Source organism: Actinomadura rugatobispora, assembly GCF_042656285.1.
Taxonomy (GTDB): Bacteria; Actinomycetota; Actinomycetes; order Streptosporangiales; family Streptosporangiaceae; genus Spirillospora; species Spirillospora rugatobispora.
The window spans coordinates 20,212-33,332 of the sequence record NZ_JBHSON010000086.1 but is presented as its reverse complement, the minus strand read 5'-3'; the positions used below and the strand labels follow the sequence as shown (position 1 = coordinate 33,332).

Here is a 13,121-nt window from a genome sequence, read left to right as displayed (position 1 = left end):
TGGGGCGCCGGAAGAAAGGTGCGCAGACATGCGTCGTTACGTGCTCAGGCGCCTCGCGCAGGCGGCCGGGGTGCTGTGGGCGGCCTACACGGTGTCGTTCCTGATCCTGCACTACCTGCCCGGCGACCCGGTGTCGGCGATGGCCGGGCAGGGGGCCGACCAGGCGGCGATCGACCCCGCCCAGATCGAGGCGCTGAAGGCCGAGTACGGCTTCGACGAGCCGCTGCCGGTGCAGTACGCCGAGCATCTCGGCAGGGCGCTGCGCGGCGAGTTCGGCGACTCGGTGGCCACCGGCAGGTCCGTCACCACCACCATCGGCGAGGCGCTGCCGCAGACCCTGGTGCTCACCGGGGCGGGCCTGCTGCTGGCGGTGCTCGCCGGGGGCGGGCTCGCCATGGCCGCGACCTACACCTCCCGGCGCTGGCTGCGCCAGACGCTGCTGTCGCTGCCGCCGCTGGGGGTGTCGGTCCCGACGTTCTGGGCGGGCCTGATGCTGGTGGAGGTGTTCTCCTTCCAGGCCGGGCTGCTGCCGGCGTTCGGCAACGAGGGGCTGCGCGGGCTGGTGCTGCCGGCGGTGACGATCGCGATCCCCACCGGGGCGGTCATCGCGCAGGTGCTGGCCAAGAGCCTGGCGCGGGCGCTGGACGAGCCGTACGTGCAGACGGCGCGCGCGAAGGGCGCGGGCCGGGCGCGGATCCACCTCCGGCACGCGCTGCGCAACGCCTCCCTGCCCGCGCTCACGATCATCGGGCTGCTGGTGGGGCAGCTCATGGCCCAGTCGGTGGTCGTGGAGACGGTGTTCTCCCGCAACGGCCTGGGGCGGGTCACCGCGAGCGCGGTCACCGCGCAGGACATCCCCGTCGTGCAGGGCGTGGTGGTGTTCGGGGCGCTGGTCTTCGTGCTCGTCAACCTGGTCGTCGACCTGATCTACCCGCTGGTCGACCCGCGGATCGTGGTCGCGGGCAGCCGGCGATGGAGCCTGGTATGAGCCGCACGCTGGACGAAGAGCCGGTGGCCGAGGCCGCCGCCCCCGCACGCCCGGCCGGTGAGCCGGACGCGGGCCGCTGGACCCCGTACCGCCGCTTCGACCTCACGCGCACCGGGAGGTTCTTCCTGCGCAGGCCGGGCCTGGTGGTCTCGGTGGCGGTCATCGCGGCGGTGTTCACGGCCTCGTTCCTGCCGGGCCTGTTCACCTCGCGCGACCCGCTGGCGGGGACGCCTTCGCTGAGCTTCCGCCCGCCCGGCGGCGCGCACTGGTTCGGCACCGACGAGCTCGGCCGCGACCTGTACGCCCGGGTCGTGCACGGCGCCGCGCTGTCGCTGCAGGCCACGCTGATCGCGCTGGCGGTCGCCTTCGTGATCGGCGGCCTGCTGGGCCTGCTGGCCGGGTTCGTCGGCAGGTGGGTCGACGACGTCCTGATGCGGTTCGTCGACGTGCTGCTGTCCATACCGGCGCTGTTCCTGTCCCTGGCGCTGGTCACCGCGCTCGGCTACGGGACGGTGAAGGTCGCGGTCGCGGTGGGGATCGCCAGCGTCGCGGCGTTCGCCAGGGTGATGCGGGCCGAGGTGATGCGCGTCCGCCAGGCCGTGTTCGTCGAGGCGGCGCGCTCCTGCGGGACGCGCTGGTACAGCGTGCTGGGACGGCACGTGCTCCCCAACGCGATCGGCCCGGTGCTGGTGCTGGCCACGGTGGACTTCGGCGGGGCGATCCTGGCGGTGTCGTCGCTGAGCTTCCTCGGGTACGGCGCGGCGCCGCCCGCCCCGGAATGGGGCAGCCTGATCTCCAACGGACGCAACTACCTGGCCAACGCCTGGTGGCTGACCGCCCTGCCCGGGCTGACGATCGTGGCGACCGTGCTGGCCACCAACCGGATCGCCCGGGCCCTGGACGGAGAGTGGGCGAAGCAGCGATGACCGATAGCGACGGCGAGCGCGGCGGCGGCCGGGCGGAGGGCGCGCTGCTGGAGGTGGCCGGCCTGTCGGTCTCGTACCGCACGCGCACCGGCCTGGTGTCCGCGGTCCGGGACGTCGCCCTGGAGGTGCGTCCGGGCGAGATCGTCGCGCTGGTGGGGGAGTCGGGGTCGGGCAAGAGCACCACCGCGCACGCCGTCACCCGGCTGCTGGCCGGCAACGCCGCCATCGACGCGGGCCGGATCCTGTTCGGCGACCGGGACCTGACCGGCCTGTCCGAGCGCGAGCTGCGCACCGTCCGGGGCGCCCGGATCGGGCTGATCCCGCAGGACCCGGCGGTCTCCCTCAACCCGGTCAAGCGGGTCGGCGAGCAGGTGGCCGAGGTGCTGCGCCTGCACGGGCTGGCCACCCGCCGCTCGGCGCCGCTGGAGGCGGTGGAGGTGCTGGAGCGCGCGGGGCTGCCCGACCCGCGGGTGCGGGCCCGGCAGTATCCGCACGAGCTGTCGGGCGGCATGCGGCAGCGCGCGCTGATCGCGATCGCCATCGCCGCCGGGCCGGAGCTGATCGTCGCCGACGAGCCGACCAGCGCCCTGGACGTCACCGTCCAGCGCCGGATCCTCGACCACCTCCAGGACCTGACCGGCGAGCTCGGCAGCGCCGTTCTGCTGGTCACCCACGACCTCGGCGTGGCCGCCGACCGCGCCGACCGCATCGCGGTGATGTCGGGGGGCCGCGTCGTCGAGGAGGGACCGGCCGGGCGGATCCTCGGGGACCCCCGGGACCCCTACACGCGGCGGCTGCTGCGGAACGCGCCGAGCCTGGCCGTGGCCGAGCCGGCACCGCGCCCAGAGGGCCTCCCGGCCCCGGCCCCGGCCGCGTCGGAGGAGGAGCCGCTGGTCGTCACCGAGCACCTGGTCAAGGAGTTCCCGCTGCCCCACGGGCGGGGGACGGCCCGGACCGTGCGCGCCGTCGACGACGTCGGCCTCACGATCCACCGCGGACGGACGCTTGCGCTGGTCGGAGAGTCGGGATCGGGCAAGTCGACCACGGCCCGGCTGGTGCTGCGCCTGGTCCCGCCGTCCTCGGGGCGGATCGTCTTCGACGGCGAGGACGTCACCGCGGTCCGCGGCAACGGGCTGCGGCGGCTGCGCCGCCGGGCCCAGCTGATCTACCAGAACCCCTACGCCTCGCTCGACCCGCGGTTCTCGATCGGCGAGGTGATCACCGAGCCGCTGCGGGCCTTCCGGGTCGGCGACCGGGCCGCGCGCTCGGCCCGCGCCCGGGAACTGCTCGACCGCGTCGCCCTGCCGGCCTCGACGCTGGACCGCAGGCCCGCCGAGCTGTCCGGGGGCCAGCGGCAGCGGGTCGCGATCGCGCGCGCCCTCGCGCTGGGCCCCGACCTGGTGGTGTGCGACGAGCCGGTCTCCGCCCTCGACGTGTCCGTGCAGGCCCAGGTGCTGGAGCTGCTCGCCGAGCTCCAGGAACGCACCGGCGTGGCCTACCTGTTCATCTCGCACGACCTCGCCGTCGTCCGGCAGATCGCGCACCGGGTCGCGGTCATGAAGGACGGGCGGATCGTCGAGACGGGCACGACCGGCGAGATCTTCGCGGCCCCGGCCCACCCGTACACCCGTGAACTGCTGGCCGCCATCCCCGGCGCCCGTGCGCGCGCCGGCTCCGTTCCGAACCCACGCCGTGACGAGCGACCGAGAATCGAGGAGACGACATGACCGCCGCGAGCACCGGCACCGACCTGGACGCGTTCATCGAGGAGTGGCACGTCTGGCACCGCGCGCAGGAGGCGCGCCTGGCCGAACCGCACGGCTTCCTCGCCATCACCGGCCTGCACTGGCTGGGCGGCGAGCCGGAGCGTTTCGACGGCGCCCCGGGCACCTGGTCGACCGGGCCGGACGGCGTCGCCGTCACCCTGGGCGAGGGGGAGGAGATCGTCGTGGACGGCTCGCCGGTGCGCGGCGAGCACCGGTTCGGCGTGCTGCCCGAACGCGGCGGGGTGACCGTCCTGTGGGGCGACGCCGCGATCGAGGTCGCCAAGCGGGGCGGGCACGACATCGTCCGGCCGCGGCACCCGGACCACCCGCTGCGGACGGGCTTCGCCGGCACGCCCGCGTTCCCGCCGGACCCGCGCTGGGTCACCACCGGCCGCTACGTCCCCTTCGACGAGCCGCGGCCGACGACGGTCGGCGCCGCGGTCGAGGGGCTGCAGCACGTGTACGACGCGCCCGGCCGCGTCGAGTTCGAGCTTGACGGGCAGGCCCTGAGCCTCACCGCGTTCAACGGCGCGGCGCCCGGCGCGCTGCTGGTGCTGTTCACCGACGCGACCTCGGGCGTCACCACCTACGCCGCCAACCGGGCGCTGCAGATCGACGCGCCCGCCGCCGACGGCACGGTGACGCTGGACTTCAACCGCGCCGCCAACCTGCCCTGCGCCTACACCGCCTTCGCGACCTGCCCGCTGCCGCCCGCGGAGAACCGGCTGCCGGTCGCCGTCGAGGCGGGCGAGAAGATCCCCTACGAGCACGGCTGACGCATGAACGCGATCCGTTCCCTGTCCTTCCTGAGCCCGGGCAACTACCGCGACGACGACCCGTACGCCGGGCTGGAGGCGACCCTCCGGCTGTTCGAGTTCGGGGAGGACGAGGGCTTCGACGGCGCCTGGATCCGGCAGCGCCACCTGGAGCACGGCGTCTCCTCGGCGGCGGTGTTCCTGGCCGCCGCCGGGCAGCGCACCCGCCGCCTCGAGCTGGGCACCGCGGTGATCCCGATCGGCTACGAGAACCCGTTCCGGCTGGGCGAGGACCTCACGACCGCCGACGTGCTGTCCCGCGGCCGCCTGCAGGCGGGGTTCAGCACCGGGATGCCGCACGCCGAGCTGCTCGGCGACCTGGTCCACGACGGCGACTGGCGCGGCTACGACCTGGCGTACGGGCGCATCGCCCGCCTGCTGGAGCATCTGCGCGGGGAGTTCCTCGGCGGCCCGGACACCGTGATCCACTCGCCGGGCAACGTCCAGCGGCCCAGGCTGCAGCCGCACAGCCCGGGCCTGCTGGACCGCGTCTGGTACGGCGGCGGCAGCCTGCGCTCGGTCCGCTGGGCCGCCGAGCACGGGCTGAACCTGCTGACCGGCAACATCGTCCGGGGGGAGGGCACCGACGACTTCGTGACCGCGCAGCTCGCGCAGATCACCGAGTACCGGCGGCTGCTCGCGCCCGGGCGGCCGGGGCGGGTGGCGCTGGGCCGGGTGATCGTCCCGTTCGACGGCGCGGACGCCGCCACCCGGGACCGCTACCGGGCCTACGCGGCGGGCCGGCACGAGCGCACCCTGGCGCCGCAGGGCGAGCACCGGTTCGTGTTCGCCCCCGACCTGGTCGGCCCGGCGGAGGAGATCGTCGAGCGGCTGCGGGCCGACGCCGCCGTCGCGGCCGTGTCCGAGTTGCGCCTCGAGCTGCCCTACGAGTTCGAGGCGCACGACTACGAGCAGATCCTGCACGACGTCCGCACGCTGATCGCGCCCGAGCTGGGCTGGCGGCCCGCGACCGACCCCGCGCCCCCCTCCCACGCGGACACCGCGGTGTGAGGGGCGCGGCTCGGCCGTGCGCGGGCCCTACCGGAACAGGGCGCCGGCGTTGCGGAGGGTGTGCCGGGCGACGTCGCGGCCGAGGGTGACGCCGACCTCGTCCGCGTAACGGGTGTGGATGCCCGACCAGACGCGCGCGTCGACGTTCTCCAGCGTCAGCGTGCGCCAGTCGGTGTAGGTGCGCGTGACCCCGGGCGCGGTGGGGCTGGTGAGGGGGAACGGCGCGGTGCGCGGGCCGGTGAGGGCGGTCAGCACCTCCTCGGCCGCGCCCGAGTAGGTGTTGTGCCCGCTCGGGTAGTCGGGGTGCGCGGGCGTGACGTGCAGCGGCGTCCAGTCCGGGTCGGGCGAGGTGGCGGGATCGCCGTCGGAGCCGGCGGACCGGATCGCGGTGACGGGACGCCAGCTCACGTAGGCGTACTTGGTGTCGGACGTGGCGATCTGGGTGTCCACCAGGGCCACGTGGAAGAGCGCGACCAGCGACGCCCGCGCCGCCACCGGCCGTTGCGACCGCGCCAGCGCGACGCGGAGCGGCTCGGTGTAGAGCGTGAGCGAGGAACCGAACCAGAAGGCGGCGGTCTCGGTCTGCCGCGCCGTCCGCACGGTGCTGTCGGCCGCTCCGTAGGCGCGCACCTCGGCCAGGTCGGACCGGTAGCGGCGGGAGCCGGGCGCGGGCGGCGGGCCCGGCCTGAACCGGTCGGCCTTCTCCAGGAGGAAGGGACGCGCCTTCCGGTTGCCCGCCTGCGTCGCTGCGGCGTAGGCGGGCGGCGTCGGCTGCCAGATGCCGGGCTTGGGCTCGGGGACGGGGAAGGCCTCGTTGACCGAGGCCGGGTCCAGGCCGTCGCCCTCACGGGACGCCAGCACCTGGCGGGCCTGCTGCCGTCCGGCCGCGACGCCCCGCTCCTCCGCCGGGCCGTCGGGGATCCGGCCCAGGGTACGGCTCAGGGCGGCGTCCAGTTCCGCGGCGCGGGCGGGCACCAGGGCGACCAGGGAGGCGTGCACGGCGCTCGCCAGCGCCGCGTCCTGGAAGTGGCGCCGGTTCACGTCCGCGGGCGGCGAGCCCAGGGCGCGGGCGGCCGACAGCCAGCCGATGGCCCAGGTGCGGCTGTTGGTGGACTGGGTCGGCGCCCCGGCGGCGGCGATCGTCTCGGCCGTGGCGTCGTACCACTCCAGGGCCGCGTCGGTGCTCTCCTCGGCGTTCGCCGCTGGGGTCAGCGTCGCGGACAGGGCCAGCAGTGCCGCGGCGGAGGTCAGCACAATACGGGGCGGGCGGGCGTTGCGAGGGCGAGCCGCTCGGAGGGCGGATCGCACCGGGTGCGGGGGGCTGGACGAGGACATGCCTACTCCTTGCTCAGGTCACACGGGGGCAGGCGCCCGACAGGGCGGTGACGGGGGAGCGGTGGGGCCGTGCGCGGTCGCTACCGACAGCACGCGCTGCACACGCGCAGAAGATCCACGTGGCGCCGCGCCACCAGATCGCATCCCGGAGTCATGTGATCATGCTTGCACCGATATTCCCCACTGTCTAGATGGAAAAAGTAGGAAATACCCCTTTTGGTGGTCCCTTGGTGACCGGGAAGCCGCGCGGCGGCGGCGCCGGGCGCGGGGTCAGGCTCCGAAGGTCCTGGCGCTGGCGGCGACCGAGTGGCGGTCGCCGTTGCCCGAGTCGCGGAGGTTCACCCGGCCGAGGCCCGCGTTGAGCTCGGCGGTGGCGACGACCGGCCCGACGCGGACGGGCTGCAGGTAGCGCAGCCCGAGCGAGCACAGCGTGCCGCCCGGCGCCAGCGACAGCACCGCCTCTTCGGCGACCAGGGCGATGAGCCCGCCGTTGACGGTGTTGGAGGCGTTGAGCCCGTCGTCGGAGCGCTGGAGGACCGCCACTCCCGGCTCCGTCCGGCGGCAGTCGGCCCGCTCGGCCAGCGGGACCGAGAGCAGCTCCTGCGGGGGCGGCATGTCGACGCTGAGCCGGCCCGGCAGCCGGACGGACGGGTCGGGCGCGAGCATGAACGATCCGGCGCCGATGGCGATCGGCTCTCCGTCCTCGGTGGTGAAGTCGACCCCGGCGACGAAGATCGAACGACCGGCCTTGATCGTCCTGGCGAACCCCAGGACCCGCCCCGAGGAGGGCGCCGGCCGGTAGAGGTGGACGTCGAGCTCGATCGTGACCGGGACCCGCGGGGCCATGGTCCCCGCGGCCAGGAGGCCGGTGAGGGTGTCGGCCCACGTGGCGAGGATCGACGTCCGCAGGTGCGGGGTGCCGGGCACGTGCATGTGGGGGGTGATCACGGCGGAGCCGTGCAGCTCCTCGCCGACCTGCCGGGTCGTGAGGCCGAGTTCCCGGAGGATGTGCCGTCGGCTTTCCTGGTCGGTTTCCTGGTCGGCGTTGACGCTCACTGCGACATCCCTTCGCGCTCGCGCCGCGGGCACGCCCGGCGGGCCGGCCGGGCGCGGGCCGCCCGCGGCGGCGAAATCTCACTTGCTCGTTAGGAGAATAGTATTCTCCCCTGATGCGGGGCCCGCGGGCGAGGGGCGGCAGGGGTGTCACGCGTCATACCGGGGTTCCGGACCGTTCACCGGGTGCTCGCCCGCCCAGGTTAGCGTCGCCCGCGTGGAACTGCGCCATGTCAGATCGTTCCTCGCCATCGCCGACGAGCTGCACTTCGGCCGGGCCGCGGCGCGCCTCCACCTGGCGCAGCCGTCCCTCAGCCAGCACCTGCGGCAGCTGGAACGCTCGGTCGGGGTGGAACTGGTCTCCAGGAACTCGCGCGAGGTCCGGCTGACCCCGGCGGGCGTGGTCTTCCGCGAGCTGGCCGGCGACATCGTGGAGCGCGTCCAGCGGGCCGAGGAGGCGGCGCGGGCCGCCGCGGCGGGCCGCGCGGGCACGATCAGGGTGGGGTACAACTTCCCGGCGGGCCGCCGGGTGCTGCCCGGCACGCTGGCCCGCTTCGACGCCCGCCACCGCGAGGTCGACGTGGTCATGGCCGAGATGCGCACGGGACCGCAGCTGGCCGCGCTCCAGGACGGCCGCCTGGACGTCGCCATGGTCTACGGCGAGCCCGCCTCGAACGGCCTGCGCAGCCGCCGCCTGCTGCGGGTCCCGCTGGTGGCGGTGGTGGGCCTGGAACACCGCTGGGCGGGCCGGGACGGGGTGCCGTTCGAGGAACTGGCGGGGGAGAGCTGCATCCTGTTCCACCGGGCCCAGTCGTCGGCGATGTACGACGCGATCTTCTCCGCCGCGCGCGCCAGCGGCATCCGGCTGAACGTGGCCGAGGAGGTCGACGACCCGGGCGCCACCGCGATCATCGCCGCCGTCAAGCCGCTGGTCGGCTTCGCCTCCGCGCTCCGCGGCGGCTTCGCTCAGGCGGCCCCCGGAGGGCCCGGCACCACCACGGTCCGCCTGTACGACCCCGTCCCGCTGCTGGACCTGTACGCGGTCTGGAACGCCGATCCGGGCCCGCTCGTGGAGTCCTTCCTGCGCTGCCTGCCCGACGCGAACGACCGCCTCCGCGCCTGACAACTCACGAGAGGTCCCGGCGCCCGGCGGAGGCGAGGGGCGCTGCCACGGCGGCATCGTCGCATCCTTGATGCAGTTGCGAGAAGTTTGCAATAGTGGCGGCATGACGTACTCGCTGCCCGACCTTCCTTACGACTACGCCGCCCTGGAGCCCGCCATCACGGGGGAGATCCTGGAGCTGCACCACTCCAAGCACCACGCCGCCTACGTCAAGGGCGCCAACGACACGCTGGAGAAGCTGGAGGAGGCGCGCGACAAGGACCAGCTCGGCGGGCTGGTCGGCCTGGAGAAGACCCTGGCGTTCAACCTGTCCGGCCACGTGCTGCACACCATATTCTGGGACAACCTGTCCCCCGACGGCGGCGACCGGCCCGACGGCGACCTGGCGGCCGCGATCAACGAGCACTTCGGCTCGTTCGAGGGCTTCAGGAAGCAGCTCACCTCGGCCACCGCCACCGTGCAGGGCTCGGGCTGGGGCGTGCTGGGCTGGGAACCGCTCGGGCGGCGCCTGATCGTCCAGCAGGTGTACGACCACCACGGGAACGTCGGCATCGGGGCGACCCCGCTGCTGGTGTTCGACGCCTGGGAGCACGCCTACTACCTGCAGTACCGCAACGTCCGGCCGGACTACGTCGAGAAGTTGTGGGACCTGGTGAACTGGAACGACGTCGCCGCCCGCCTCGCCGCCGCCAGGAGCACGGCGGCGGCCTGACAAGCCGCGGCGCCCACCGGACTACGGATCATGCTCAGAACATATTCCCTCGGTCCGGTGGGCGTCGCCTCGTATTCTGCACCTTCCGAACGGCCTCAGGCGTCGCTGTGCGCATTCGCGGACCGGACGAGCAGGGTGGGCGCTCCCGGGGCGGGCGACCGGAAGAACTCGGCCGTGGGAGCGTGCTGGACGCAGCGCCCGGCGTCGAAGACGGCGACCGTGTGCGCGATCTCCCTGACCGCGGCGAGGTCGTGGGTGATGAACAGCAGCGCCGTCGCGGACGGGGCGAGCAGGTCCGGCAGTGCGCCGAGGACCCGTTCGCGGGCCAGGGCGTCCAGCGCCGACGTCGCCTCGTCGCACACCAGCAGTGCGGGCCGGGCCATCAACGCCCTGACCAGTGCGCAGCGTTGGAGCTGGCCGCCGGACAGCCGGCCCGGAGTCCTGGCGAGCTGGTCGTCGTCGAGACCGAGCCGCGTCGCGATCACGTGCGCCTCGGCTTCGGCGTCCTGCGCGCTCATGCCGCGCAGCAGCCGTCCGGCGGCGGCGATCTGCCCGAGCAGCGGCCGGTGCCCTTCGAAGGAGTCCGCACTGTTCTGATGGACGTACTGGACGGTCCTGCGCTGGGCGGGATTCCGGCGCTGGATCCGGGCCGGCAGCCGGACGCCGTTGTGCGCGAGGCGCCCCGAGCCGGACGGGACGAGTCCGGCGAGGAGGCGGCCGAAGGTGGTCTTGCCCGCGCCGGACGGGCCGATCAGCGCGGTCCTGCTGCCGGGCGGGAACGACATCGTCACCGGTCCCGGCAACGGGGACGTCCCGGTACGGCGGCGTACGGCCACGGCGATCGCCTGGACGCCGTCGCCACGAGCCGCCGCCGGCTCGGCCCCGGCGTTCGGCATGCCGTGGGCTGCCGTGGCGCGTGGTCCGCCCAGCACCTGTGCCGCCGGGCCCTGCCGCACGATGCGGCCTTGTTCCAGCACCGCCACCTGCGCGGCCAGCATCCGCGTGAACGGCAGGTCGTGGCTGAGCAGCAGGATGCCGGTGCCGCCGGCGACCAGGGCGCGCAGGCGGTGGCCGAGGGCGGTGGCGGTGATGGGGTCGAGGCCGCTGGTGGGTTCGTCCAGGACCAGGAGACGGGCGCCGGTGACCAGGGCGGAGGCCAGGGCCGCGCGCTGCTGCTGTCCGCCGGACAGTTGGTGGGGCAGCCGGCGGGCGAGCGCCGGCTCCGGCAGTCCCGCGCTTGCCAGCGCCGCGTCCACGGCCGCCGCGCGGGCCGGCCGCGCGCGGTGCTGGAGCGCGGCGAGTTCGCCGAGAGTGCTTCCTATGCGCCGGATCGGGTCGAGCACGATTTCCGGGTGCTGGGGAAGGTGGCCCGCGGTGCCGGCTCTCAGGGCCCGGCGGCGGGGCTCGGGGAGAGGCAGCAGGTCGGTGCCCTCCAGCAGTACCTGGCCGTCCAGCCGTATGCCTGCGCGGGCGGCGGCGAGCGCCGCCAGTCCCAGGGTGGTCTTTCCGCTGCCGGACGGGCCGACGACCGCGACGACGGAGCCCGCGGACACGGTCAGGTCGATGTCCTGCAGCAGCCGGAGGTCTGTGCCGTGGACGCGCGCCGACAGGCGCTCGATCCGCAGCAGCGGAGTGCCGGTCACGGGATGAGCCTCCTGCGGGCCAGGGCGTGGTCGACGAGCAGGTTGCCGCCCACGCACAGGGACATCAGCAGTGCGGCCGGAACGAGCACGGCGGCGGGCTGGGCGAAGATCGCGTCGCTGTTGCGTTCGATGAGCACGGCCCAGTCCGGCGAGGACGAGGGCAGCCCGAGGCCGAGGAAGTTCGCGGAGGCCAGCAGGTAGAGCACCACCGAGAAGCGCGTGCCTGCGTCGGTCGCGATCGGAGCGGCGACCTCGCGGGCCAGGTGGCGCAGGTGGATGTAGGCCCAGCGATGCCCTTGCATGCGCAGTGCCTCCACGGTCGTGCGGGACGCGGGCGCCAGGGCCGCTCCCCGTACCAGCCGCGCGATGGGCGGGATCTGCAGCAGGCCGGCCGCGGCGACCAGCCAGTACCACTGCCTGCGGTCGGTGGCGGCCAGGGTGACCAGGAGCAGCAGGCCCGGGAAGGCCAGCAGCAGGTCGAGGGTGCGCATGACGGCCTCGTCCACCGGCCGGCGCGACCCGGCGGCCAGCAGGCCGAGCAGGACCCCGGCGGTGTAACCGAGCAGCAGCGCCCCCGCCGTGGTGCCCAGCACGGAGACCCCGCCGCGCAGCACCAAGGCCAGCATGTCCCGCCCCAGCACGTCGGTGCCCAGCGGATGGCCCCCGCCGGGCGGAAGGGAGGGCGAAGCCGCGGCGCCGGACAGGGGCGCGTCCACCGGGCCCGCCACCAGCGGCCCGGCCAGCGCCACCAGGATCGGGAACCCCAGCAGCACCCCTTCCAGCACGCCCCGGAGGCGGGCGGTCATGCCGTCACCTCCCTGCGCGGCGCCAGCCGGTGGACACCAGATCGGCCGCCAGGTGAACCGCGACCGCGGTCCCGGCGAACAGCAGCGCGTAGGTCTGCACCAGCGGCGCGTCCCGGTTCTGCACGGCCTCGACGAAGCCGGTCCCCAAGCCCTGGACGCCGAACAGGGACTCCACCAGCAGGGCCCCGCCCAGCAGCCCCTCCACGCAGCGGGCGAACTGCTGGACGGCCGGGCCGAGCGCGTTGGGGACCACATGGCGCAGCACCACGGTCCGCTCGCGCTGGCCCAGCAGCCTCAGGTGCTCGGCCACGGGCCCGTCCCGCTGGGCGGCGATCCCGGCGCGTATCTGCCGCGCCAGGTCGCACAGGTGGCGGGCGGCGAGCACCGTCACCGGCAGCACCAGCACGGAAGGGTGCGCGAGCAGCGCCGCCCCCTCCAGCCCGACGGCGGTGGCGGGCAGCAGCCCCGCGGCCAGGGAGAACGAGGCGACCAGCAGCAGTCCCAGGACGAACTCCGGCACCGAATGCAGCAGCACCGCGACCGCGTTGAGCACCCGGTCGAGCCGCGTGCCCTCGCGCAGGCCCGTGACGACGCCCAGCAGCGGCGCCAGCACGATCACGGCGGCCAGCGCCGGCAGGCCCAGCACCGCCGAGTCCAGCACGCGGCGCCCGATCTCCTCCTTCACCGGGACGCCGGTCATCAGAGACCTGCCCGGGTCGCCGGCGAACAGCGCGCCCAGCCACTGCCCGAACCGCTGCCAGGCGGGCTCGTCCAGTCCGAGCCCCTCGCGGAGCGCGGCGACCTGCTCCGGCGTGCCGTGCTCGCCCCGCAGGACGTCGGCGGTGTCACCCGGCAGCAGCGTGCCGAGCGCGAAGACCGCGACCAGCACCGCCAGGCACTGCGCCACCGCGAGCAGGCACCTGCCGGCGGCGTAGCGGCGCAC

12 protein-coding genes are annotated in these 13,121 nt (G+C 74.6%); 7 read left to right on the top strand and 5 right to left on the bottom strand.

Annotation, left to right across the window (positions count from 1 at the left end):
- The first annotated feature begins 28 nt into the window (after positions 1–28).
- Genes ACFPZN_RS42780 through ACFPZN_RS42760 form a run of 5 tightly spaced genes read left to right on the top strand, consistent with a single transcriptional unit; the run spans position 29 to position 5,506 of the window.
- A complete protein-coding gene (locus ACFPZN_RS42780) occupies positions 29–988 on the top strand; it encodes an ABC transporter permease (RefSeq protein WP_378288336.1) in 960 nt (319 codons plus the stop codon).
- Entirely contained in the window at positions 985–1,914 is a 930-nt protein-coding gene (locus ACFPZN_RS42775; protein WP_378288335.1) for an ABC transporter permease, read from the top strand. Before ACFPZN_RS42780 ends, ACFPZN_RS42775 begins: the two co-directional genes overlap by 4 nt.
- Entirely contained in the window at positions 1,911–3,641 is a 1,731-nt protein-coding gene (locus ACFPZN_RS42770; protein WP_378288334.1) for a dipeptide ABC transporter ATP-binding protein, read from the top strand. Before ACFPZN_RS42775 ends, ACFPZN_RS42770 begins: the two co-directional genes overlap by 4 nt.
- A complete protein-coding gene (locus ACFPZN_RS42765; RefSeq protein ID WP_378288333.1) occupies positions 3,638–4,456 on the top strand; it encodes a DUF1684 domain-containing protein in 819 nt (272 codons plus the stop codon). The genes ACFPZN_RS42770 and ACFPZN_RS42765 overlap by 4 nt, the downstream gene beginning before the upstream one ends.
- Positions 4,457–4,459: 3 nt before the next feature.
- Complete coding sequence (locus tag ACFPZN_RS42760) at positions 4,460–5,506, top strand: LLM class flavin-dependent oxidoreductase (RefSeq protein ID WP_378288332.1); 1,047 nt, start codon at positions 4,460–4,462, stop codon at positions 5,504–5,506.
- 27 nt (positions 5,507–5,533) lie between these two features.
- Here ACFPZN_RS42760 and ACFPZN_RS42755 read toward each other — a convergent pair whose 3' ends face one another.
- Complete coding sequence (locus tag ACFPZN_RS42755) at positions 5,534–6,841, bottom strand: vanadium-dependent haloperoxidase (protein ID WP_378288331.1); 1,308 nt, start codon at positions 6,839–6,841, stop codon at positions 5,534–5,536.
- A gap of 270 nt (positions 6,842–7,111) precedes the next feature.
- Entirely contained in the window at positions 7,112–7,897 is a 786-nt protein-coding gene (locus tag ACFPZN_RS42750) for a PaaI family thioesterase (RefSeq protein WP_378288330.1), read from the bottom strand.
- A gap of 214 nt (positions 7,898–8,111) precedes the next feature.
- Between ACFPZN_RS42750 and ACFPZN_RS42745 the strand changes: the two genes are divergently transcribed.
- Positions 8,112–9,017 (top strand): LysR family transcriptional regulator, encoded by a 906-nt coding sequence (locus ACFPZN_RS42745; protein WP_378288329.1) that lies wholly within the window; start codon positions 8,112–8,114, stop codon positions 9,015–9,017.
- Positions 9,018–9,120: 103 nt separating this feature from the next.
- The gene (locus ACFPZN_RS42740) at positions 9,121–9,729 is read left to right on the top strand and encodes a superoxide dismutase (protein WP_378288328.1); all 609 of its coding nucleotides are present in this window, start codon (positions 9,121–9,123) and stop codon (positions 9,727–9,729) included.
- A gap of 95 nt (positions 9,730–9,824) precedes the next feature.
- Here the strand turns inward: ACFPZN_RS42740 and ACFPZN_RS42735 are convergent, their stop codons facing one another.
- From ACFPZN_RS42735 to ACFPZN_RS42725, 3 genes are read right to left on the bottom strand one after another with little or no spacing between them, the layout of a single operon-like run.
- A complete protein-coding gene (locus tag ACFPZN_RS42735; RefSeq protein ID WP_378288327.1) occupies positions 9,825–11,372 on the bottom strand; it encodes an ABC transporter ATP-binding protein in 1,548 nt (515 codons plus the stop codon).
- Positions 11,369–12,178 carry an ABC transporter permease gene (locus tag ACFPZN_RS42730; protein WP_378288326.1) on the bottom strand — a complete coding sequence of 270 codons (810 nt, stop codon included), beginning with the start codon at positions 12,176–12,178 and terminating at the stop codon, positions 11,369–11,371. The genes ACFPZN_RS42735 and ACFPZN_RS42730 overlap by 4 nt, the downstream gene beginning before the upstream one ends.
- A 4-nt stretch (positions 12,179–12,182) precedes the next feature.
- Entirely contained in the window at positions 12,183–13,121 is a 939-nt protein-coding gene (locus tag ACFPZN_RS42725) for an ABC transporter permease (RefSeq protein WP_378288325.1), read from the bottom strand.